Source organism: Pseudomonas cyclaminis, assembly GCF_015163715.1.
In the GTDB taxonomy this organism is placed as follows: domain Bacteria; phylum Pseudomonadota; class Gammaproteobacteria; order Pseudomonadales; family Pseudomonadaceae; genus Aquipseudomonas; species Aquipseudomonas cyclaminis.
The window spans coordinates 1-21,451 of sequence record NZ_JADDUM010000151.1; the positions used below are offsets into that span (position 1 = coordinate 1).

Annotated in this window: 21 protein-coding genes and 1 pseudogene; 9 read left to right on the forward strand and 13 right to left on the reverse strand. The window is 60.8% G+C overall.

Going from position 1 to position 21,451, the window contains the following annotated elements; translation table 11 throughout:
- Positions 1-171 precede the first annotated feature (171 nt).
- Entirely contained in the window at positions 172-363 is a 192-nt protein-coding gene (locus tag IQK56_RS18750) for a DUF1289 domain-containing protein (protein ID WP_122306840.1), read from the forward strand.
- Between the two features lie 144 nt (positions 364-507).
- A complete protein-coding gene (rluB, locus tag IQK56_RS18755) occupies positions 508-1,719 on the forward strand; it encodes a 23S rRNA pseudouridine(2605) synthase RluB (RefSeq protein ID WP_122306839.1) in 1,212 nt (403 codons plus the stop codon).
- 81 nt (positions 1,720-1,800) lie between these two features.
- Here the strand turns inward: rluB and IQK56_RS18760 are convergent, their stop codons facing one another.
- Entirely contained in the window at positions 1,801-2,760 is a 960-nt protein-coding gene (locus IQK56_RS18760; protein WP_122306838.1) for a M29 family metallopeptidase, read from the reverse strand.
- 70 nt (positions 2,761-2,830) lie between these two features.
- A complete protein-coding gene (locus IQK56_RS18765) occupies positions 2,831-2,968 on the reverse strand; it encodes a hypothetical protein (protein WP_003175756.1) in 138 nt (45 codons plus the stop codon).
- 637 nt (positions 2,969-3,605) lie between these two features.
- On the opposite strand from IQK56_RS18765, the gene IQK56_RS18770 reads away from it, so the two are divergent.
- The gene (locus IQK56_RS18770) at positions 3,606-5,027 is read left to right on the forward strand and encodes an amino acid permease (RefSeq protein ID WP_150675626.1); all 1,422 of its coding nucleotides are present in this window, start codon (positions 3,606-3,608) and stop codon (positions 5,025-5,027) included.
- Positions 5,028-5,111: 84 nt separating this feature from the next.
- Here IQK56_RS18770 and IQK56_RS18775 read toward each other — a convergent pair whose 3' ends face one another.
- Entirely contained in the window at positions 5,112-5,486 is a 375-nt protein-coding gene (locus IQK56_RS18775; protein WP_122306836.1) for a c-type cytochrome, read from the reverse strand.
- 69 nt (positions 5,487-5,555) lie between these two features.
- Between IQK56_RS18775 and arfB the strand changes: the two genes are divergently transcribed.
- Positions 5,556-5,969 carry an alternative ribosome rescue aminoacyl-tRNA hydrolase ArfB gene (arfB, locus tag IQK56_RS18780; RefSeq protein WP_065908949.1) on the forward strand — a complete coding sequence of 138 codons (414 nt, stop codon included), beginning with the start codon at positions 5,556-5,558 and terminating at the stop codon, positions 5,967-5,969.
- Here the strand turns inward: arfB and IQK56_RS18785 are convergent.
- The 4 genes from IQK56_RS18785 to IQK56_RS18800 all read right to left on the reverse strand — a co-directional run bounded on the left by IQK56_RS18785 (position 5,966) and on the right by IQK56_RS18800 (position 8,116).
- Complete coding sequence (locus tag IQK56_RS18785) at positions 5,966-7,162, reverse strand: MFS transporter (RefSeq protein ID WP_193864263.1); 1,197 nt, start codon at positions 7,160-7,162, stop codon at positions 5,966-5,968. The two genes, arfB and IQK56_RS18785, sit on opposite strands and share 4 nt — an antisense overlap.
- A gap of 105 nt (positions 7,163-7,267) precedes the next feature.
- A complete protein-coding gene (locus IQK56_RS18790; RefSeq protein ID WP_183140493.1) occupies positions 7,268-7,441 on the reverse strand; it encodes a hypothetical protein in 174 nt (57 codons plus the stop codon).
- Positions 7,442-7,515: 74 nt separating this feature from the next.
- On the reverse strand, positions 7,516-7,677 hold the full coding sequence (locus IQK56_RS18795; RefSeq protein WP_155989987.1) for a hypothetical protein: 162 nt from the start codon (positions 7,675-7,677) through the stop codon (positions 7,516-7,518).
- A 127-nt stretch (positions 7,678-7,804) separates the two neighbouring features.
- The gene (locus tag IQK56_RS18800) at positions 7,805-8,116 is read right to left on the reverse strand and encodes an Mpo1-like protein (RefSeq protein ID WP_122306834.1); all 312 of its coding nucleotides are present in this window, start codon (positions 8,114-8,116) and stop codon (positions 7,805-7,807) included.
- A gap of 161 nt (positions 8,117-8,277) precedes the next feature.
- Here IQK56_RS18800 and IQK56_RS18805 point away from each other — a divergent pair, with 161 nt between their 5' ends.
- Positions 8,278-9,336 carry an AraC family transcriptional regulator gene (locus tag IQK56_RS18805; protein WP_150675628.1) on the forward strand — a complete coding sequence of 353 codons (1,059 nt, stop codon included), beginning with the start codon at positions 8,278-8,280 and terminating at the stop codon, positions 9,334-9,336.
- On the opposite strand, the gene IQK56_RS18810 is transcribed toward IQK56_RS18805, so the two are convergent.
- The 6 genes and pseudogenes from IQK56_RS18810 to IQK56_RS18835 form a co-directional block, all read right to left on the reverse strand.
- Positions 9,293-10,747: a TrkH family potassium uptake protein gene (locus IQK56_RS18810; protein WP_122306832.1), complete on the reverse strand. Its 1,455-nt coding sequence runs from the start codon at positions 10,745-10,747 to the stop codon at positions 9,293-9,295. The two genes, IQK56_RS18805 and IQK56_RS18810, sit on opposite strands and share 44 nt — an antisense overlap.
- Before the next feature lie 247 nt (positions 10,748-10,994).
- Positions 10,995-12,339: pseudogene (locus IQK56_RS18815) on the reverse strand (imelysin family protein).
- A gap of 126 nt (positions 12,340-12,465) precedes the next feature.
- Positions 12,466-14,517 carry a putative bifunctional diguanylate cyclase/phosphodiesterase gene (locus tag IQK56_RS18820; protein ID WP_193862524.1) on the reverse strand — a complete coding sequence of 684 codons (2,052 nt, stop codon included), beginning with the start codon at positions 14,515-14,517 and terminating at the stop codon, positions 12,466-12,468.
- 564 nt (positions 14,518-15,081) lie between these two features.
- Complete coding sequence (locus IQK56_RS18825) at positions 15,082-15,678, reverse strand: superoxide dismutase (RefSeq protein ID WP_003212997.1); 597 nt, start codon at positions 15,676-15,678, stop codon at positions 15,082-15,084.
- Positions 15,679-15,855: 177 nt separating this feature from the next.
- On the reverse strand, positions 15,856-16,458 hold the full coding sequence (locus IQK56_RS18830; protein ID WP_122308166.1) for a LysE/ArgO family amino acid transporter: 603 nt from the start codon (positions 16,456-16,458) through the stop codon (positions 15,856-15,858).
- A gap of 5 nt (positions 16,459-16,463) precedes the next feature.
- Positions 16,464-16,865 carry an ACT domain-containing protein gene (locus IQK56_RS18835; RefSeq protein WP_193862525.1) on the reverse strand — a complete coding sequence of 134 codons (402 nt, stop codon included), beginning with the start codon at positions 16,863-16,865 and terminating at the stop codon, positions 16,464-16,466.
- Between the two features lie 96 nt (positions 16,866-16,961).
- On the opposite strand from IQK56_RS18835, the gene IQK56_RS18840 reads away from it, so the two are divergent.
- The 4 genes from IQK56_RS18840 to IQK56_RS18855 all read left to right on the forward strand — a co-directional run bounded on the left by IQK56_RS18840 (position 16,962) and on the right by IQK56_RS18855 (position 21,358).
- Positions 16,962-17,858 (forward strand): LysR family transcriptional regulator ArgP, encoded by an 897-nt coding sequence (locus IQK56_RS18840; RefSeq protein ID WP_122308164.1) that lies wholly within the window; start codon positions 16,962-16,964, stop codon positions 17,856-17,858.
- A 98-nt stretch (positions 17,859-17,956) separates the two neighbouring features.
- Positions 17,957-18,955 (forward strand): NAD-dependent epimerase/dehydratase family protein, encoded by a 999-nt coding sequence (locus IQK56_RS18845; protein WP_193862526.1) that lies wholly within the window; start codon positions 17,957-17,959, stop codon positions 18,953-18,955.
- A gap of 126 nt (positions 18,956-19,081) precedes the next feature.
- Positions 19,082-19,927 (forward strand): ATPase, encoded by an 846-nt coding sequence (locus tag IQK56_RS18850; RefSeq protein ID WP_122308162.1) that lies wholly within the window; start codon positions 19,082-19,084, stop codon positions 19,925-19,927.
- 171 nt (positions 19,928-20,098) lie between these two features.
- Positions 20,099-21,358, forward strand: coding sequence for a D-mannose isomerase (locus IQK56_RS18855; protein ID WP_193862527.1), 1,260 nt, complete (start codon positions 20,099-20,101; stop codon positions 21,356-21,358).
- Positions 21,359-21,451: the final 93 nt, after the last annotated feature.

Below are 21,451 nucleotides of genomic sequence, written 5' to 3' on the forward strand. Positions count from 1 at the left end.
TACTTTTGTGCCTTTACAAAAGTGACACGCCGTAAGGGCGTAACCCTAAGTAGCCGTTACCGCAGAAACGGATATGTACTCGGTCAGATCCAACATCCTGGTCGGCTGTCAGGCCGCCATCGGGGGCAAGCCCCCTCCCACATTTTGATCTCCATTTGACTGGGAGAAAGCATGAGCTCAACCAAAGACCCGTGCATCAGCATCTGCAAGTTCACCGACGACATCTGCGTCGGTTGCGGTCGCAGCAAACGCGAAATCCGCGCCTGGAAGAAACTCGACAAAGTCGACAAACGCAGTGTCCTGGCCGAAGCCGAACTGCGTTTGCTGGCCCTGGGCGCCACCGGCCGGCGGAAAAACAAATGACTTGGCGCATATCGACTAGTCTCTGATGCGCAACGCTCACCATGAGCGTATGATTCGCGACCCTTTGCCGACCTATTCGGCCAAAGCCCCGCTTTCAACACTCTTCAGGCCACGCCTGAATCGACCCACCGGGAGGTGCTTAAGATGAACGACAAAGACCAGAACGACAGCCAGGAAATCGGCCCAGCAGGCGAAAAACTGCAAAAGGTGCTGGCGCGTATCGGCGTGGGCTCGCGCCGCGACGTCGAAGCCTGGATCACCCAGAAGCGCATCAAGGTCAACGGCGTCGAGGCCACTCTCGGCCAGCGCGTCGACCTGCACGATGCAATCACCATTGATGGCAAGGTCATCAAGCGTGAAGAGGCCGCCGAATCGGTGCGCCGCGTGATCATGTACAACAAGCCAGACGGCGAGATTTGTACCCGTGACGACCCCGAAGGCCGTCCGACCGTGTTTGACAAGATGCCCAAGCCTAAAGAAGGCCGCTGGATCAACATCGGTCGCCTCGACATCAACACCACCGGCTTGCTGATGTTCACCACCGACGGTGAACTGGCCAACCGCCTGATGCACCCGTCCTACGAGATGGACCGTGAATACGCGGTACGTGTCCGTGGCGAAGTCGATGACGAGATGATCGAGCGCTTGAAAGCTGGTGTCGTCCTCGAAGACGGCCCGGCCAAGTTCACCGACATCAAGCAGGCTCCAGGTGGCGAAGGTTTCAACCACTGGTACCACTGCGTGGTAATGGAAGGCCGTAACCGTGAAGTACGTCGCCTGTGGGAATCCCAGGGCCTGGTGGTCAGCCGCCTGAAGCGCGTGCGTTTTGGTCCGGTGTTCCTGAACTCCGACCTGCCGATGGGCCGCTGGCGCGAAATGAGCCAGTACGAAGTCGACATCCTCAGCGCCGAAGTGGGCCTGACGCCGGTCGCCATGCCGCAGATGAACGCCAAGAGCAAAGACAAGCTTGAGCGTATGCAGCGTAAATCGTCGCGTCCTGTGGCACGTACCGAGCGTGTGGCGCGTACCGTACGCCCGGCACTGGATGCCCCGGCGACCGGCGGGCGTATCTCCCGTCAGCCGCATATCGAAGGTGAGCGCCGCCCGACGGCCCCATCGCGTCAGGAAGGCGAGCGCGCACCGCGTACCCCGCGTCCTGCGCCGGCCGGTGGTCGCAGCAACCGTGGCGAGGGGGATCGCCCAGCCGACAACGCCAGCACCAAGCGCCCGGCCAAGCCAGCGGCGAACAAGCGCCCCGGCCCGAAACTGGTTGCCGACGAGCCGTCGGGCAAGCGCCGTGGCGCTCCGGCCGGTTCGGGCCAGCGCCCTGGGTTTGGTCGCAAGAAGCCGCAGTGATGTAAGGCTGCAATGCAGTCAACGGTGGGAGGGGCTTGCCCCCTCCCACAGTTGGATCTCCGGTGTTTTCGAGCCCTCTGCTCAGAAGGCAAATGTGCCATCGAATACCGGCTTGTCATCCAGGGCCAACACCCCGCTGGCAAAGATCAGATCCAGGTGATGGCTGCCTTTCTGCCCACCGCCCAAGCCCAGGTGCAAGCCGCAATGGCGCTCCTCGAACCCGGCGTTACGCGCATATAAATCCTTCACCCCTTCATTGGTACCAATCCCCAGTTCTTCCACGCGGCGATTGGAGGGGTTGGCATTCAAGTACTTGTTGAAGTCCTCCACCAGCCCCGGCACATCGCTGGCGATGCTGCAGACGGTCGAGTTCTCGATCCACAACTCAAGCGGTGATTGCAGCACGCCGTATTTGCGCGCAAACGGGATGGTGCTGAGAAAAGTGCCGACAAACCGAACCTGGCCGTTAATGGCTTCGCTGTGGGTGGCGATCTCGCCGGGGGCCAGGTCGTGGTTGCCGACGCCATTGATATTGGTCCACTTCCTGATGCTGCTCAGCGGCGCCTCAAGGCGCGAGCCATGTTTGTCGGTAAAGCTGAGCACATTGGCCTGGGCCATGCGCCGGATCAGCGTGGCGTTGAGATCGGCGATACGCTGCGGCTCGACGCTGAAGGTGTCGTAGAAGTAATCGCCGTAATCCTTGAACAGCAGGGACTTCTTCCAGTGTTCAGCCATTACACCCTGCAAGGCGCGGATAAAGTCCGGGCCTTCGGCGCGTGGGTTGGGCAGGGTCGAGGAATCGTAGAGAAACAGGTACAGGTCACAGGTTTCGATGGCATGGGCCAAGGTGTCGCTGGCGGTCAGGTCCAGGCGCTGTACCTGGAAGTTGAAGCGGGCGGCGCTGCTGTGGGTGATGGCCTGGGCAATGGCGTCGTAGCGCTCGGTATGGCCCAGCAGCACGGTGGGGCAGTGCAGGCCGCTGAGCGCCGGGTGGTGGGCGAGGTAGTAGAGAAAGTGTTCGACGGCGCGGGCCTTGTCCATGACGTGTGTCCTTGTGTGCCTTGGGAAAGGGGGCAGGCGCCGTGCACAGCGCCTGCCGGATGCCTGCCGTTTAGAACGGCCACATCGCGGTGCCGAACGGCACCACGGCATCGGCTTGCATCATTTCAACGGCGGCCTCGTGGGTCGGCGCTTCAAACCAGTCGTCGAGTTGCAGTTCGGTTTCCAGGTCGTTTTCCAGTGCTTGCATGGTGTATCTCCTAGAGGACGGTGTTTGAGAACGGCCTGCCAACGGGCTTCGCTGGCAAGTGGAATGAACCTAGGAGAGGCTGTTACTTAATGCAAAATATTTATTGACACGGTTTCATTTGGATTTTTTCTTCTGTTTTTTTAGCAAGCATTTTTTCTGAGGAAAAACAGTGAGCTGGCGTCATCTTTCTTACGGAAGTTTCTGATCGCCAATTTTCCCCAAGATGACAGCTGTAACGCAGATTTTCCGCGATGTAACGATTAGTTTACGAGTGGGCGGCGGCGTTATTGGCCGACTCAAAGCTGTAAGGAATCCCTGACAGATCGTCGCATGCACCGTTCGGGGGCGGGCGTAAGCTGTCGAGCGGTGTACAATGCGCCGCGTTTTACTGTGACCCCCTTTGCGTAACCCGCAAAAGGCCAAGACCTTGGGGTTTGCCGACCCTGATCACTCCGCCCGGCCACGAGCCTGGCGGGTTCGATTTCGTCACAGATAAAAACAAACAGGTGACGCATGACCGTTAGAAAGACGCTGTACTCCTGGTGCCTGCGCTGGGGTTTGAGCGGCGCTGCTTGAGTCTGGATTCAAGGCAGCAACCTGCATTCAATATCCTCAAACCTTGCGTGAGACCCTTTTCATGAGTGGACCCCATTCCTCTTCAGGCGAGCTGAAACGCGGCCTGAAAAATCGGCATATCCAGTTGATCGCCCTCGGTGGCGCCATCGGCACCGGCTTGTTCCTCGGCTCGGCCGGGGTGCTCAAGTCCGCCGGCCCGTCGATGATCCTGGGCTATGCGATCTGCGGCTTCATTGCCTTCATGATCATGCGCCAGCTCGGCGAAATGATCGTAGAAGAGCCGGTTGCCGGTTCCTTCAGCCACTTTGCCCACAAGTACTGGGGCGGTTTCGCCGGCTTCCTGTCGGGTTGGAACTGCTGGATTCTGTACATTCTGGTGGGCATGTCCGAGCTGACCGCCGTGGGCAAATACGTGCACTACTGGTGGCCGGAGATCCCGACCTGGGTCTCGGCGGCGGCGTTCTTCGTATTGATCAACCTGATCAACCTGGCCAACGTCAAAGTCTTTGGCGAGGCTGAATTCTGGTTCGCCATCATCAAGGTCGTGGCCATCGTCGGCATGATCGCCCTGGGCAGCTACCTGCTGGTCAGCGGCAGCGGCGGCCCGCAAGCCTCGGTGAGCAACCTGTGGGAACACGGCGGCTTCTTCCCCCATGGCGTGGGCGGATTGGTGATGGCCATGGCGATCATTATGTTTTCCTTCGGTGGCCTGGAAATGCTCGGCTTCACCGCCGCCGAAGCCGACCAGCCACGCACCGTGATCCCCAAGGCCATCAACCAGGTGATCTACCGCATCCTGATCTTCTACATCGGCGCCCTGGTGGTGCTGTTGTCGCTGACGCCTTGGGACAGCCTGCTGGCGACCCTCAATGCGTCCGGCGATGCCTATAGCGGCAGCCCGTTCGTGCAGGTGTTCTCGATGCTGGGCAGCAACACCGCTGCACACATCCTCAACTTTGTGGTCCTGACCGCAGCGTTGTCGGTCTACAACAGCGGCACCTACTGCAACAGCCGCATGCTGCTGGGCATGGCCGAGCAGGGCGACGCGCCCAAGGCCCTGGCCAAGATCGATAAACGCGGCGTGCCGGTGCGTTCGATCCTCGCCTCGGCGGCAGTGACCCTGGTGGCGGTGCTGATGAACTACTTCATCCCGCAACACGCGCTGGAGTTGCTGATGTCGCTGGTCGTGGCCACGCTGGTGATCAACTGGGCGATGATCAGCTTTTCCCACTTCAAGTTCCGCCAGCACATGAACCGCACCGGCCAAGTGCCTTTGTTCAAGGCGCTGTGGTACCCGTACGGCAACTATGTGTGCCTGGCGTTCGTGGTGTTTATCCTGGTGATCATGCTGATGATTCCGGGGATCCAGGTGTCGGTGTATGCGATCCCGGTGTGGGTGGCGTTTATGGCGGTGTGTTACTGGATCAAGAACAAGCGCAGTGCTGAAGCCGCGTTGAACACAGCGAGTGCGGCGTTGAAGTAAACAGACGCACACCCGCAGAAAACCCCGCACCCTGTATTCCCTTATCGGGAACTCAGGGCGTGGGGTTTTTGAATTTTGAAGTCGTCAACTTTTTGAAATCACACCGCTCATGTATTCATTCAAGTCGCGAAAGTCCTTAACGTTCCAGGCATGCGGCGCGACCTTCACCCCATTCTCGCGCAGCGTTTTTGGGATCAGGTCTCCATTCGGGCGAAGTATGACCGAAGACACAATAACGCCCGGATAAGCCGCCAGCCGTTTTTTGAAGGCAGGCGTTGTAAGGTCAGGTGTAGGTGGGTTGCTTTTCTTGGCCAACGGTCCCGTTGCCTTGAGATCTGGCCCGTGGCACATGGCGCATCGCTGTGAATAGAGGTTTTTGCCATTGGCATTTTCTGCAAAGGACAGTGACGTTTGAATGAGTGATAAGGTGCCGAGCAAAGTGATCAATAGTATTTTCATTTTCATGCGTCCTTGTTGTTGATGTTGTCGTCCGAATTGGGCTTGTCCGTTGCCTAAGGTTTTTGATTGATGCTGGTAATTTCCAACAATGTGCACCTGCCCGACGCCGAGATCGAGCTGACCGCCATTCGCGCCCAGGGCGCCGGCGGGCAGAACGTCAACAAGGTGTCGAGCGCGGTGCACCTGCGCTTTGATATTCCCGCGTCGTCGTTGCCGGAGTTCTACAAGGAGCGCTTGCTGGCGCTGCGCGACAGCCGCATCACCAGCGAAGGGGTGCTGATCCTCAAGGCCCAGCAATACCGCACCCAGGAACAGAACCGCGCCGACGCGCTGGAGCGCCTGGTGGAGTTGATCCTCAGCGCCACCAAGGTGGAGAAGAAGCGCCGTCCGACCAAGCCGACCCTGGGTTCGAAAAAGCGCCGCCTGGAATCCAAGACCAAGCGCGGCAGCATCAAGGCTGGGCGTGGCAAGGTCGACTTTTAGGCGTCGCGTGCTTCCCGGGCTTTGGGCGCCTGACGGTACAGGTACAGGCTCAGCAGCAGCCCGCCGAGGGCGGCGAGAGCGGCGAACAGGAAGATCGAGGCAAAGCCGAAGCCAGCCGCCACAGCCCCGGCCAAAGGGCCGGTGATGCCCAGGGACAAGTCAATAAATAGCGAGTAGGCCCCCACGGCCGAGCCTCGGCTGGACGCGGGCACCAGGTTGACAGCCTCCACGCCAAGCGCCGGGAACACCAGGGAAAAGCCAAAGCCGCTCAACGCCGCGCCAGCCAGTGCCAGGTTGGCGTCCGGCGCCAGCCACAGCAACAGCAAGCCGAGAATCTCTACCGACAGGCAGGCAATCGCCACGCGAAAGCCGCCGATGCGGTTGATCAAATTGCCGAACAACAGGCGCGCACCGATAAAGCTGGCGCCGAACAGGCTCAGGGCCCACACCGCGTTATCCCAGTGCTGGGTGGTGTAATACAAGGTGATAAAGGTGGCGATGGTGCCGAAGCCGATGGAGCCCAACGCCAGCGCGCAGCCGTGGGGCAGTACGCGGCCCAGCACGTTCATGAATGGCAGGCGCACGCCGGCCACAATCGGCGCGGCGACCTTGTTCCAGGCCAGCAGCAGGCCGACGATGGCCAGCAGGATAATGCTGACGCCCATGCTCCACAGTCCGAAACTCTTCACCAGCACCACGCCAAGCGGCGCGCCAACGGCCAGCGCGCCATAGCTGGCAATGCCGTTCCAGGAGATGACCTTGGCGGTATTCGCCGCGCCTACCCGGCCGATGCCCCAGCCGATGGCGCCCGAGCCCACCAGGCTTTCCGCGCTGCCCAGTACCAATCGACCGACAAGCAAGCTGCCCAGGCTGACGGCCGGCAGGTTTGAAAACCAGGCTGCGAGCAGCATGAACACGCCACTCAGGCCGCAGCCCGCCAGGCCGATCAGCACCGCACGCTTGCTGCCCAGGTTATCGATGATTTTGCCTGCGTAGGGACGGCTCAGCAGGGTGGCCAGGTATTGCACGCTGATCACCAGCCCTGCGATCACCGCGCCATAGCCCAGCTCACTGTGGACATAGCCCGGCAATACGGCCAAGGGGATGCCGATATTCAGGTAGCCGATAAAGGTGAACAACACGATGGAAACAACTTGCAGCGTGACCGCCATGGGGCGCTGGGTATCTGGCATGGGGAGAGGTCCACTGTCGCAGCAGGTAAAGATAGGCTGCTAATGATACCGGGGCTTTGGCTTGCGCAGGGCGGTAAAACGCAAAAACGTCAGATCAAAAAGACGTCAGGTTTTGGCAGGCGCCAGCAATTGGGTGGTGACCAGGGCCGCCAAGGCGTTTTCCTGGGTGCCGAAGCGCTTGAGCAGCACGGCTTGTTTGTCCGCGCTGAGGCGGTTCCACACGTCGGCCATTTGCAAGGCAGCATCGAGCACGGCGGTATCGGGGAGGGTGTCGGTCATGGTGGGGATCTCGGGTGATTCAGGCAGTGTGGAAAGCGCTCAAAGCTGCGCTTTCCACACGGTCTGGTACGGCGTCAGTCCTGGCTTTTGCTGTCGACTGGTTTTGCTTCTTTGGCCTCAGGCTGCTTGGCGCTGGCCTGCTGCGGTGTTGGCTGCTCAGTTTCGTGCAGGCTTGGGAAGGGGAGATTAGGTATCTCGTGCATCGTCGTCGCTCCTCGCAAGGTCTGTTTTTTCAATCGCAGGTGATTCCGCGCTCTCAAAAAGCCTTGGCAGGATACAGCACTGTAAATGACAAAAAGACTTTTATATCGACGGACGTACGAACCTTCATGGTTTTTACGCAAGTGACAAGAGGTCACACCTTCAGAACGGCACCTTGCCCAGGATCATGTCGCGGTACATCACAAAATCCCCCATCAAGCTGTAGAACGGGTGCTGAAAAGTGGCCGGGCGGTTCTTTTCGAAGAAGAAGTGGCCGATCCAGGCAAAGCTGTAGCCGGCAATCGGCACGGCGAGCAATAGCCCCAGCGACCCCCGGCCGATGGCGTAGGCCAGAATACCGATCACCAGCGTGGTGCCGATAAAATGCAGGCGCCGGCAGGTGCTGTTGGCGTGCTCGGCCAGGTAATAAGGGTAAAACTCGGCAAAGCTGTTGAATCGCTTGACGTTTTCCACGGTGACCGGCCCTTTGGTTGTTATGCCGCCCAACAGATGCTCGGCGGGGAGCTTATTTGAGTCTAGAGTGATCAGTGGTAACAGCCAGTGACATTAGATGCCACTTTAGTATCCTTGGCTTCCTGGCTGCCGTTTTGAGCCTGCTTTATTAAGAAGACGCCATGAGCGAACGAACAACTTCTGCAAGCTGGGCAATGGGGATAGTCAAGGCACTGGAAATGGATGGCCTGGATTGCCGCGCCCTGTTCAAACACCTGGGCCTGGACTACGCCGCCCTCAACGACCCCGACGCGCGGTTCCCGCAGGATTCCATGACCCGCCTGTGGCAGCGCGCCGTGGAGCTGTCGGGCAACCCGGCAATCGGCCTGAACATGGGCAAGGTGGTGCGCCCGGCGTCGTTTCATGTGACCGGTTATGCGTTGATGTCCAGTAACACACTGGCTGAAGGTTTTATGCGGCTGGTGCGTTACCAACGGATCATCGCCGAAAGCGCCGACTTGAGTTTCCGACTTTTACCTGAAGGCTATGCGCTGATTCTGACGGTGCATGGCGACCATCTGCCGCCCACCAGGCAAAGCGCCGAAGCCTCTCTGGCCTGCGCGTTGGCGCTGTGCGGCTGGCTGACCGGGCGCACCCTGCAACCGCGCAAAGTCCTGTTGCAAGGTGAACAGCCGGCTGACCTGGGGCCCTATAAACAAGCGTTTCATGCGCCGTTGGAGTTCAACGCGCCTTATGACGCGTTGATTTTCGAACGCGCCGACATGGACGCGCCGCTGCCCACGGCCAATGAGGCCATGGCGTTGTTGCACGACCGGTTTGCCGGTGAATACCTGGCGCGCTTTTCCGAGAGCCGCGTGACCCACAAAGCGCGCCAGGTGCTGTGTCGCCTGCTGCCCCAGGGCGAACCCAAGCGTGAAGTGGTAGCCCAGACGTTGCACCTGTCCCAACGTACTTTGCAGCGGCGCTTGCAGGAGGAGGGCACGAGTTTCCAGACCCTGCTTGACGACACCCGCCGCGAACTGGCCGAGCAATACCTGGCGCAGCCAAGCATGACGCTGCTGGAGATTGCCTACCTGCTGGGCTTTGCCGATCCCAGCAACTTCTTCCGTGCGTTCCGCCGCTGGTTCGATGCCACGCCCGGCGAATACCGGGCGCGGTTGCAAGAAGCGCCGACGATCAGTGACGCCAAAATGCCGGGATGCACAGAACAAAGACTGTGATGATTTCCAGGCGGCCCAGCAGCATGCCCAGGGACAGGATCCACTTGGCCGCATCCGGCAGGCTGGCGAAGTTACCCGCCGGGCCAATGGTTTCGCCAAGGCCGGGGCCGACACCGGAGACGGTACTGGCGGCGCCGGTGAGTGCGGTCATCCAGTCCAGGCCCAGCAGCGACAGTGCCAAAGCGATAGCGCAGATGGTGATGGCGAAGAAAAACGAGAAGGTCAGGATCGACCGTACGATTTCTTCGTCGAGACGGTGGCCGTTGTACTTTTGCTTGATCACCGCACGCGGGTGAATCAGCTGGTTCAAGTTGGCCTTGAGCAGGATGTAGGCAACCTGGAAGCGGAAAATCTTGATCCCGCCAGCGGTGGAGCCCGAGCAACCACCGATAAAGCCCAGGTAGAAGAACAGCATCAGTGAGAAGTTGCCCCACAGGCTGTAGTCCCCCAGTGCAAAGCCGGTGGTCGTCACCACAGAAGTGACGTTCAGCGCCACGTGGCGCAAGGCATCCAGCCAGTGCAGGTTGGTGGTCCACCAGTACCAAGTGCCGAGCACCAGCCAGGTCACCACCAGCAGACCGAGCAGACCCTGCACCTGTTGGTCGCGGATCAAGGCCTTGCGATTACCGCGCAAGGTGGCCACATACAGGGTAAACGGCAGGCTGCCGAGGATCATCACCACCACCGCCACCCAGTGCACCGCCGGTTGTTTCCAGTGCGCCAGGGATTCGTCGGAGGTGGAGAAACCACCGGTGGAAATTGCCGACATCGCGTGGTTGATCGCATCGAACAGGCCCATGCCGGCCCACCAGAACGCCAGGCTGCCGAGAATCGTGATGCCCACATACGCCGCCACGATCAGCCGCGCCACCATGTGCGAGCGGGGCATGACCTTTTCCGAGCGGTCCGAGGATTCGGTCTGGAACAGACGCATGCCACCAATGCGCAGCAGCGGCAGGATCGCCACTGCCATGCCGATAAAGCCGATACCGCCCAGCCAGTGCAGCAGTGAGCGCCACATCAGGATGCCCGGCGACATGCTGTCCAGGCCGCTCAGTACCGTAGAGCCGGTGGCGGTGATGCCGGACATGCTTTCGAAGAACGAGTCGGTGTAACTGATGTGCTGGGTCAGCAGAAACGGCAGCGCGGCGAACACGCACACCACCACCCAACTGGTGACAGTGAGCAGGTACATGTCCCGGGGGCGCAGGTGCACGTGTTCGGGACGACCGGGAATCACCAGCGCCAGGCCGGCGACAAAGGTGATCAGGCTGGCCCACAGGAACGAGGGTAAATCGCTGGTTCGTTCGAAGATCACCAGGGTGGCCATGGGCACAACCATGGCGATCGCGAGGGTGATCAGGAAGATGCCGATGATGAAACCGATGATGCGTAGGGTCGGCAACGCCATGAAGTTCGCTCGAGATAGGGCAGAGGCGCCATTCTACCTGGGGTGCAGGGCATGTAAACCGGCGGGCTCGGGAACGGTATGGATCAAATGTGGGAGGGGCTTGCCCCCGATCACGGTGTGTCAGTGAAGGAAGTCTCTGCTGAGCCACCGCCATCGGGGGCAAGCCCCCTCCCACAGTGGGTTGTGGTGGTAAAGACAGTGCACAAAAAAGGCGACCCGAAGGTCGCCTTATTCAACACGGCACTGATCAGAACTCGTGATCGGCGTTATCCGGGTTCAGGTCGCTGATGCCCAGCTTGCCTGCTGCGGCTTCGATCGAACCGGTCTGCTTGACCAGCGATGCGATCGCGTCGCGCACGATCTGGTTGCCTGCGTCATTGCCGGCCGCGATCAACTGGTCGTAGTGCTCACCCTTGTTGGCGTGATCAACGATGACCTGCATCTTGGCTTCGGTGGCGGCCAGGTCGGCCTTCAGTGCGGTGTCGGCAGCCGGATCGGCCTTGGCCACCAGGGATGCCAGGCTCGCGCCGGTCATCTTGGTGCCGTCGACGCGGGTGTACTCGCCCAGGTAGACGTTGCGGATGCCCTTGGCGTCATAGAACTGCGAGTTGTGGGTGTTATCGCTGAAGCAATCGTGTTCGTCTTCCGGCGAGTTGGCTTCCAGGGAAACCTTCATGCGCTCACCGGCCAGCTCGCCCAGGGACAGGCTACCCATGCCGAACAGCATTTTGCGCAGGCCGTCGGTGGCAGGTTCTGCCTCCAGGGTGGCGCGGTAGTTGTCTTCGACGTTGGGTTTCCAGTTGCCGACCATTTCCTGCAGGTCGCTGACCAGCAGTTGGGTCACGGCGCTCAGGTAGGCACGGCGACGCTCGTTGTGGCCGCCCCGTGGCGCCATCACCGGTCAGGTAGTCCGACGCAGGACGGTTGCCGGCGCCAGGGCCGGTGCCGTTCAGGTCCTGGCCCCAGAGCAGGAATTCGATGGCGTGGTAGCCGGTGGCGACGTTGGCTTCGGAACCGCCGAGCTCATTGAGGCTGGCGAGTTTTTCCGGGGTGATGTCCTTCACGTCGATCTTGTCTTCGCCGACCTGGATCTCGGTGTTGGCGATGATGTTGGCCGTGGCGCCTGGGTTGCCCAGGGCGTGCTCGTAGGATTTGTCGACGTAGTCGATCAGGCCTTCGTCCAGGGGCCAGGCGTTAACCTGACCTTCCCAATCATCAATGATGGTGTTGCCGAAGCGGAACACTTCGCTCTGCAGGTACGGCACGCGAGCAGCAACCCAGGCGGCGCGGGCGGCTTTCAGGGTTTCGTCGCTCGGCTTGGCGAGGAACGCGTCGATGGCGGTTTGCAGGGTTTTCGCCGTGGACTCGGAATCGCTGTACACCGCGAAGACCATGTCGGCGTAATGCGCGACAACAGCCTTGGCAGCCGCTTCGTCGACCTGGCCGGCAGGAGTGGCAGCCGCTGGAGCGGTAGTGCTGGCAGCCGGGGTCGGCGCCTGGGGCGCGGCGGCCTTGTCTTTACCTTCGCCGCAACCGGCGAGAGAAATGGCAATGGCCAGCAGACTGGCGGTGGCCAGGGGCATACGAATCATGGCGAACATCCTGCTTCGGTTGTTGATAGGGCGCGCTGGGGAGCGCAAAACTGCGACATAATGCGAAAGATTTGCATTTTGTGTAAAGGGTTAAACGCGGGAAATATTCAGTATCGTTTTGCCAGCTCACAGAATGGCGGCGTTATTGCGCTCGGCCTGCTTCAAAAAAACCGCCAGCTCCCGGGCCTGCAAGGGTTTGCTGTAGTAGTAGCCCTGACCTTCATGGCAGCCTTCGGAGATGATGTAAGCCTCCTGCTCGGCGGTTTCCACGCCTTCGGCGATCACCTGCATGCCCAGGCTTTTGCCCAGTTGGATAATCGCCCGCACGATCGTTGCATCGTCGTCATCGTCCAGCAGGTCCTGGACGAAGCTCTTGTCGATCTTGATCTTGTCCAGCGGCAGGCTCTTGAGGTAGCTCAGCGATGAATAGCCGGTGCCGAAGTCATCGATGGCGATCAACGCCCCGGAACGGCGCAGGCTCAGCAGGTGTTGGGCGGCCGTGCTGATGTCTTCCATCAGGCCGGTTTCGGTGACTTCCAGCTCCAGGCTGCGCGGCGGTAGCCGGTAGATTTGCATCAGGTTATTGACCACCCGTGGCAACTCGGCGTGGTGCAACTGGACGGTGGACAGGTTGACCGCCATGCGCAGGTCGGTGAAGCCCTGGTCATGCCATTCGCGCAATTGCCGGCAGGCCTGGTCCAGCACCCATTCGCCAATCGCAATGATGGTGCCGTTCTGCTCGGCCAGCGGGATAAACAGGTCCGGCGGCACCAGGCCGTGCTCCGGATGCTGCCAGCGGATCAGTGCTTCCACACCCACCACATGCTGGTCGCGGTAGCTGATCTGCGGCTGGTATACCAAGTGAAACTGCTCACGGCCCAAGGCGTCGCGCAGGTCTTTTTCCAGCTCGCGGCGACGGCGCATTTCGCTGTCGACGCTGGCGATATAGAACTGATAGCGGTTGCGCGAGCGGCTCTTGGCCAGGGTCATGGTCTGTTCGGCTTTTTGCAGCAACTTCTCGGTGCTGTCGCCGTCCTCCGGGAACAGGGTGATGCCGATGGTGGCGCGCAGGCGGATTTGTTCGTGTTCGAGGGCGAATTCACCGTCCAGGTCGTCGAGGATACTTTGCGCCAGTTCGGCGGCCTCATAAGGTTGCTCGATATCGGCCTGCACCAGGGCAAACTGGTCGCCACCCAAGCGGGCCAGGGCGCCGAGGCGGCCGCTGTGGGCGCGCAGGCGGTCGGCCAGGGCCAGCAGCAATTTGTCGCCGGCCTGGTAAGTGAACTGTTCGTTGACGCTTTTGAAATCATCCAGCCCCACGCACAACACCGCCACGCGGCGCTGGCGGCGGCCGGCGTCGATCAGGATCTTGTCCAGTTGCTCCTGCAGTTTCTGGCGGTTCGGCAGGCCCGTGAGAAAGTCGTACTGGGCCATGCGCAGCAGGCTGCTCTCGGCTTCATGGCGCAGGTGGGTATTGCGTTCGATAGATTCGAGCAACTGATTGGCGGTATTGATCCACAGCCCTAATTCGTTGCGTTCGTGGCCCTTGAGCTGTGGGATCTTGTGTTCGCTGGGGCGGTCCGGGTTGATCGACGTCAGGTGCTCGATGATGCGCGAGAGCGGCTTGGTCAGCAGCCAGTGATAAACCAGATACAACACCAGGCCCATGGCCAATGCGCGCAACACCCCGGAAATAAAGATGATCACCGAGCTGACAATAAAACCTTTGCCGTAGGTGGCCGTGTCGAGCGTGATGCTCAGGTCGCCGTAATACTCGCTGTAGGGGCCCTTGCCGACCAATGCGGTGGTGAACGTGCGCTCCTGGCCCAGGATCAGATCGGTCAACCAGCGGCTGGAGGAATGCTGCAAGGCGCGGCTTTTTTCCGCGAGCATGGTTTCGTTGGGGTGGCCGATGGAGGCCATGCGCACGGCGTCGTCCTGAAATAGCCCTTCGATCACCTGCATGCCCATCTCGCGGTCCAGGCTGTAGACGGCCTGGGTCGAGGGGTCGCGAAACATATCGAGGATACGCTGGGCATCGCCGGCCACGGCCTGGCGTGTCTTGTAGGCATCGAAAACGATCTGCGCCACGCTCAGCGCCACGCCCACGATCAATGCCGACAGCAGCACAACCCGTAGCAACTTCACCGACAAGCTGTTCTTGAGTTCCAGCTTCAAAGGGGCATTCCTTGTCTCATGCGGGTGGCCTTCACTATGCCATGAGTATTGGCAATCTGGTGATGGCAGTCAAAGGGACATTGTGGCTTACGGTACTTTGGGGCGTTGGGTGAGCCTGGGGCGGGTGGTGTTGGCGGGCGGGGGGAAGTGCAGAGGCGGTAGAGTTGAGGAAACTGCGGTTTTCGCTTCCCTGGGATCCCTGGGAAGCGAATGCTGCGGTTTTTACCAGGTTGGACCCTGACTCGCATTGCCTTTCGAGGCGTCATTGTTGGATGACGCAACCGACGAGGCTGCGTTCATAGCCATTCCCAGGGCTTGCTTCCCGATGTCTAGCGCCACCGGGGCCAGCGTTGTGATCAGGGGGATCGCTACTGCTGCTGCTGCTGCGCCTGCCATTGCCATATTTAAACTCTCCGACATCAATTAAGAGGGACACTCCTCCTACCGCATGGGTGGTCATTTCTTGTCGTTGAGTTCCATGGGGCTTGGCCTGCCCTTGCGGTTGCATCGCGCCCATAAAAAAGCCCGGCACATTCGCCGGGCTCTTTTTACTGCAAGCGTCGCTTAGGCAGTGAAGGTCTTGCCTTCGAACTGCTCAGCCACGAACTTCCAGTTGACCAGGTTCCAGAACGCTTCCACATACTTTGGACGCACGTTGCGGTAGTCGATGTAGTAGGCGTGTTCCCAGACGTCGCAGGTCAGCAGCGGGGTGTCGCCGCTGGTCAGCGGGTTGCCGGCGCCGATGGTGCTGGCCAGGGCCAGGGAACCGTCAGCCTTTTTCACCAGCCAGCCCCAACCGGAACCGAAGGTGCCGACGGAGGTCTTGGTGAACTCTTCCTTGAACTTGTCGAACGAACCGAACGCAGCGTTGATGGCTTCAGCCAGTGCGCCGGTCGGTTGGCCGCCGGCGTTTGGCGCCAGGCAGTTCCAGTAGAAAGTGTGGTTCCAGACCTGAGCGGCGTTGTTGAAGATGCCGCCCGAAGAGGATTTAACGATCTCTTCCAGGGTCTTACCTTCGAACTCGGTGCCAGGCACCAGGTTGTTCAGGTTCACGACGTAGGTGTTGTGGTGCTTGTCGTGGTGGTACTCCAAGGTTTCCTTGGAGATGTGCGGCTGCAGGGCATCGTGTGCGTAGGGCAGCGGCGGCAATTCGAAAGCCATGATGATTCTCCTAATCAGGTCAGTTGCGGTGAGCGCAAGGCCGATCACGGGCGGCCAAACAAGCGCCGGGGAGTTTGTACTCTTTGCGGCGCAGGGGCAGGATCATAGCACCGGGGGTGCGGCAAAACCACGCAACAACTGTGTGGGATAGAGGTTCCAGAGCCTTTTGGAATAAGTTCACGGTGCGCTTATTAATTGGTAGGCCACGCTGAACATCATCACCGCCACCAGCAGGTCCAGCAGGCGCCAGGTGGCGGGGCGTGCAAGCCAGGGGGCGAGCCACGCCGCGCCGAGTGCCAGGGTCGCGAACCACAGGAAAGATGCGCTTGCGGCCCCGGCGACATAGGCGCCAGGTTCGGTCTGTTGTGCGCCGAGCGAACCGATCAGCAGCACGGTGTCCAGATAAACGTGGGGGTTGAGCAGAGTCACCGCCAGGGCACTGAGCATCACGGCGCGCAACGAGCGCACTTTTAGGTTGCCGCCTTGTTCCAGGCTCTGCGTCGAGAACGCCCGGCGCAGCGCCAAAGTGCCGTACCACAACAGGAATGCCGCGCCGCCCCAGCGCGCAATCGCCAATAGCAGCGGGTTTTGCGCAAGCACCGTGGCCAGGCCGAATACCCCGGCCGCCACCAGTAGCGCATCACACACCACGCACAATGCCGCCACGGGTAAGTGATGTTCGCGGCGCAGGCTTTGTGCCAACACAAAGGCGTTCTGGGTGCCGATGGCCATGATCAGGCCGAGGGCTACCAACAGCCCGTTCAGATAGCTCTGCCACATAAGATTTACTCCGCGCCCGCCGCCAGTTGCCGCAGCACGTGCATTGCGCGCTCCGCATCGGCGCGGCCGACAAACAGGTGATCGTGGTAGTAGCCGGCAATCACGTTGCAACTGATCCCGGCCGTACCCAACGCGCTGGCGAAGGCGGCGGTCAGGCCGACGGCTTCCAGGGCCGAATGCACATTCAGGGTGATCCAGGCGGCCACGTAATCGAAGGCCAGCCCGGCGTGTTCGGCTTGCTGGCGTTCCAGGATCAGCGTCAGGCCTTCCTGTTCGCGAAAGCTGCCGATCACCTCGCAGCCGGTCGGGATCCGATGGTCGGGCAGGGTGCAGAACACGTAGTCACCGTCATTGAGGTGCGGGCTCATGCTGCGCAGCAGGGTTGCCAGGGCGGTTTCGCCAGCCATGTGAGGTTCCTTATAGAGGTAAGCAATGCTGGTCATTCTCACGGGCGAAGCTGTATAAGAAAAACCAATATTGCTGATCGCTCATTAGAGAAACTGATGTTCGACTATAAATTGCTTTCCGCCCTGGCGGCGGTGGTGGAACAGGCTGGCTTCGAACGCGGCGCCCAAGTGCTCGGGCTGTCGCAGTCGGCCATTTCCCAGCGCATCAAGTTATTGGAAGCACGTATCGGCCAGCCGGTGCTGGTGCGCGCGTCACCGCCCACGCCCACCGATATCGGGCGGCGCCTGCTTAACCATGTGCAGCAAGTGCGGTTGCTGGAGCGCGATCTACAAAGCCAGGTGCCCGCGCTGGACGACGAGGGCATGCCCGAACGCCTGCGCATCGCCCTGAATGCCGACAGCCTTGCGACGTGGTGGGCCGAGGCCGTCAGCGATTTTTGCGCCGAACAGCATTTGCTGCTGGATCTGATTGTGGAAGACCAGACCGTCGGCCTGAAACGCATGCGCGCCGGTGAAGTGGCGGCGTGTATCTGCGCCAGCGAACGCCCGGTGGCCGGTGCCCGCAGCCTGTTGCTGGGCGCCATGCGATATCGGGCGCTGGCCAGCCCGGCCTTTATTGCCCGTCACTTCCCGCAAGGCGTGCGCGCCGATCAACTGGCTCGCACCCCGGCGCTGGTGTTTGGCCCGGATGACTTCCTGCAGCACCGCTACCTGGCATCCCTCGGCGTGGACGGTGGTTTCGAACACCATTTATGCCCATCTTCCGAAGGCTTTATCCGCCTGGCGGAATCCGGGCTCGGTTGGGGGCTGGTGCCGGAATTGCAGGTGCGCGACCAGCTGGAAAAGGGCGTGCTGGTGGAGTTGTTGCCAGATAAGCCCATCGACGTACCGTTGTACTGGCATCATTGGCGCAGTGGCGGGCAGTTGTTGGGCCTGCTGACCGATCACCTGGCCCAGGCATGTGGTCAATGGTTGGTGTCGTATGAGCAGTGACAAGCGTCAAGCGTCAAGCTGCAAGAGAAGAGCTTGCAGACCGTATTTAACTTGCAGCTTATGGCTTGACGCTGACAGCTGCATCCGTAGGAGGCTCCATGAAAGTTCTGGTCACCGGCGCAAGCGGCTTCATCGGCGGGCGCTTTGCGCGTTTCGCCCTGGAGCAGGGCCTGGACGTGCGGGTCAACGGGCGGCGCGCAGAGGGTGTGGAACACCTGGTGCGGCGCGGTGCCGAGTTTATCCAGGGTGATCTGAATGACGCCGACCTGGTGCGCAACCTGTGCCGCGATGTCGAGGCTGTGGTGCACTGCGCCGGTGCCGTGGGGCTGTGGGGGCGTTACCAGGACTTTCACCAGGGCAACGTGCTGGTCACCGAAAACGTTGTCGAGGCTTGCCTTAAACAGCGGGTCGGGCGCCTGGTGCACCTGTCGTCGCCGTCGATCTACTTTGATGGCCGGGATCATCTGGGCCTGACCGAAGAGCAAGTGCCCAAGCGCTTCAAGCATCCCTACGCCGCGACCAAATACCTGGCGGAGCAGAAGGTGTTCGGCGCCCAGGAGTTCGGTCTCGAAGTGCTGGCCCTGCGCCCGCGTTTCGTCACCGGTGCCGGGGACATGAGCATCTTCCCGCGCCTGCTGAAAATGCAGCGCAAGAAGCGCCTGGCGATCGTCGGTGACGGCCTGAACAAGGTCGACTTCACCAGCATCCACAACCTCAATGAAGCCCTGCTCAGCAGCTTGCTGGCGCCGGGCTCGGCGTTGGGCCGGGCCTACAACATCAGCAACGGCGCGCCAGTGCCGGTGTGGGATGTGGTGAACTACGTGATGCGCCAAATGGAATTGCCCCAGGTCACCCGATATCGGTCCTACGGTTTGTCCTACAGCGTGGCGGCGCTGAACGAGGCCGTCTGCGCGATGTGGCCTGGGCGGCCGGAACCCGCGTTGTCGCGCCTGGGCATGCAAGTGATGAACAAAGATTTCACCCTCGACATCAGCCGCGCCAGGCATTATCTGGATTACGAGCCCAAGGTCAGCCTGTGGACGGCCCTCGACGAATTCTGCGGTTGGTGGAAGGCCCAGGATCCAGGACTCAAGTAAGGTCACACCAGGCAACACATCGGGAACCGAATTCAGGCTCTCGGGTCGATCAGTGCGACGGGGCTGCGGTTTATACTCCCGTCGCTCGGCGACCAACCAGCTCACTCACCGATTCAGGGTTGATTCATGCGTAACGATGCTAAAGACGATTTCGACAACGTTCCCAGCCTGCGGGCCGATCACGGGGACGATGATGATTTCGAACCTTCCCCGGCCACCTCGGTGCGTTCGCGCAATACGCCAGTGGTCAAGGTCAAGGGCGCCAACACCGGCCCGCTGTGGGCATTGATCGGCGCGCTGCTGATCGCCTTTGCCGGCCTGGCCTGGTGGAGCTTCCAGCAGATATCCCTGATGGGCCAGCAATTGGTTGCCACCCAGGAAAGTTTTGCACGCATCAGCGAAGAAGCGGCGGGGCGCCTGCAGGACATTTCCGGCAAGGTTGTCGCCAGCGAAGCCAGCGTGAACAACGGCAGCGAAGCATTGAAACTGCAGATCAAGCAGTTGGAAAGCCAATTGCTCGAGCAGGGCAAGCAGCAGCTCGGCGTAGCCGGCCAGGCCACCGAACTGGACAAACGCCTGGCCCAAATGACATCCAGCACCACCGAGCTGTCGAGCGCCAATGCCAAGCTGCAAGGCCAGGTGCAGGCCCTGACCGAGGCCGTAGCCACGCTCAAGGCGGCGCAGGGTGACGCGGGCAGGCACGAGACCGAGATCAAGGAGTTGGTCGCCGACGTTGCTGCGCTGAAAAAACAAGGCAACCCAAGCGCCGCCATCGCACGTCTTGAGCAGGATTTGGTGGTGCTCAAAAGTGCGCAGGACAACCAGCCGGCCAATAGCGATGCGCCGACCAATAAAGAGTTCGACGTGTTCCGCATCCAGACCACGCGCAACATCACGACGTTGCAGAGCCAGGTGCAGAACCTGCAGCAACAGCTCAACGCGCCGGCGAAGATCACCCCGCTGGGCCAGTGACGTCTGGCATCCGGGATAACTGACAATTGTGGTGAGCCCGCTCACCACTGGAGTCATCTGTTCTTTTGCAATGTCACCACTCGGTGACATTTCCCATCCCCTTCGTTACTTGCCCACATCCCACCCTTGTTTAGACTCCGGTCATCCCACAAAAAATAATAAGGGCCACCCATGACTACGCAACCACTGCCTGCCAGCAGTTGGCTTAACGCGCCTGCCCACCATGCCTGGCTCGCTGCCGAAGGCCAGCGCCTGTTGTCATTTGCCAAGGCCTCGCGCCTGCCAGAAGGGTTTGGCAACCTTGACGACAAAGGCCAACTGCCGGCCAATGCCCACGCCGAAACCATGAACACCGCACGCATGACCCACAGCTTCGCCATGGCCCATGCCATGGGTCTGCCGGGCTATGCGGAGCTGGTCGAGCATGGCGTCGCGGCCCTCAGCGGCCCGCTGCGTGATAGCAAGCACGGCGGTTGGTTCGCCACGCCCCGGGCCCTGGATGGCAACACCGGCAAGGCCGCCTACCTGCATGCGTTCGTCGCCCTGGCGGCCAGCTCCGCCGTGGTGGCGGGCGCGGCGGGTGCGCAAAACCTGCTCAATGACGCGACCCACATCATCGACCAGTTTTTCTGGAGCGAAGAAGAGGGCGTGATGCTCGAATCCTTTGCCCAGGACTGGAGCGGCGTCGAAGCCTATCGCGGCGCCAACAGCAACATGCACGCGACCGAAGCCTTCCTCGCCCTGGCCGATGTGACGCGCGACACCCGCTGGCTGGACCGTGCGCTGCGGATCGTCGAGCGCGTGATTCACACCCATGCCGCCGATAACCAGTTCATGGTCATCGAGCATTTCGACCCGCACTGGCAACCGCTGCTCAACTACAACGAAGACAACCGCGCCGACGGCTTCCGCCCCTATGGCATCACCCCCGGCCACGGTTTTGAATGGGCGCGGCTGGTGCTGCACCTGGAAGCCGCTCGCCTGCAAGCCGGGGTTGTCACGCCAGATTGGCTGGTGAGCGACGCCAAGGGCCTGTTCGCCAGTGCCTGCGAATATGCCTGGGCCGTGGATGGCGCCCCCGGCATCGTCTACACCCTGGACTGGAGTCACCACCCGGTGGTGCGCGAACGTCTGCATTGGACTCACGCTGAAGCCAGCGCCGCAGCCCAAGCCCTGCTCAAACGCACGGGCGAGTTGCATTACGAAACCTGGTACCGGCGCTTCTGGGAGTTCTGCGAAACCCACTTTATCGACCGTATCCACGGCAGCTGGCACCACGAACTCAATCCGCACAACCAGCCCAGCAGCAACATCTGGGGTGGCAAGCCGGACCTGTACCATGCCTGGCAAGCGGTGGTGCTGCCTGCACTGCCCTTGGCACCGAGCATGACCAGCGCGTTGAGTGCTGGGTGCTATGTCACCAGGTGGTGACATTTGTGCATCCCTTTGTTACCTGCGCTCGAAAAAACCATGTTTAAACTCCGTGCAGCGCAAGCCCTAGACTTGCATGCATAACAACAAGAA

Bases quoted from the DNA above. Each gene is read 5' to 3' on its own strand.
- IQK56_RS18830 (WP_122308166.1), bottom strand. From the start codon at position 16,458: ATGTGGCAGAGCTATCTGAACGGGCTGTTGGTAGCCCTCGGCCTGATC.
- IQK56_RS18850 (WP_122308162.1), top strand. From the start codon at position 19,082: ATGCGTAACGATGCTAAAGACGATTTCGACAACGTTCCCAGCCTGCGG.
- IQK56_RS18805 (WP_150675628.1), top strand. From the start codon at position 8,278: ATGAGCGAACGAACAACTTCTGCAAGCTGGGCAATGGGGATAGTCAAG.
- IQK56_RS18825 (WP_003212997.1), bottom strand. From the start codon at position 15,678: ATGGCTTTCGAATTGCCGCCGCTGCCCTACGCACACGATGCCCTGCAG.
- IQK56_RS18790 (WP_183140493.1), bottom strand. From the start codon at position 7,441: ATGACCGACACCCTCCCCGATACCGCCGTGCTCGATGCTGCCTTGCAA.
- IQK56_RS18750 (WP_122306840.1), top strand. From the start codon at position 172: ATGAGCTCAACCAAAGACCCGTGCATCAGCATCTGCAAGTTCACCGAC.
- IQK56_RS18835 (WP_193862525.1), bottom strand. From the start codon at position 16,865: ATGGCTGGCGAAACCGCCCTGGCAACCCTGCTGCGCAGCATGAGCCCG.
- IQK56_RS18770 (WP_150675626.1), top strand. From the start codon at position 3,606: ATGAGTGGACCCCATTCCTCTTCAGGCGAGCTGAAACGCGGCCTGAAA.
- IQK56_RS18845 (WP_193862526.1), top strand. From the start codon at position 17,957: ATGAAAGTTCTGGTCACCGGCGCAAGCGGCTTCATCGGCGGGCGCTTT.
- rluB (WP_122306839.1), top strand. From the start codon at position 508: ATGAACGACAAAGACCAGAACGACAGCCAGGAAATCGGCCCAGCAGGC.
- IQK56_RS18775 (WP_122306836.1), bottom strand. From the start codon at position 5,486: ATGAAAATACTATTGATCACTTTGCTCGGCACCTTATCACTCATTCAA.
- IQK56_RS18765 (WP_003175756.1), bottom strand. From the start codon at position 2,968: ATGCAAGCACTGGAAAACGACCTGGAAACCGAACTGCAACTCGACGAC.
- IQK56_RS18760 (WP_122306838.1), bottom strand. From the start codon at position 2,760: ATGGACAAGGCCCGCGCCGTCGAACACTTTCTCTACTACCTCGCCCAC.
- arfB (WP_065908949.1), top strand. From the start codon at position 5,556: ATGCTGGTAATTTCCAACAATGTGCACCTGCCCGACGCCGAGATCGAG.
- IQK56_RS18810 (WP_122306832.1), bottom strand. From the start codon at position 10,747: ATGGCGTTGCCGACCCTACGCATCATCGGTTTCATCATCGGCATCTTC.
- IQK56_RS18785 (WP_193864263.1), bottom strand. From the start codon at position 7,162: ATGCCAGATACCCAGCGCCCCATGGCGGTCACGCTGCAAGTTGTTTCC.
- IQK56_RS18840 (WP_122308164.1), top strand. From the start codon at position 16,962: ATGTTCGACTATAAATTGCTTTCCGCCCTGGCGGCGGTGGTGGAACAG.
- IQK56_RS18855 (WP_193862527.1), top strand. From the start codon at position 20,099: ATGACTACGCAACCACTGCCTGCCAGCAGTTGGCTTAACGCGCCTGCC.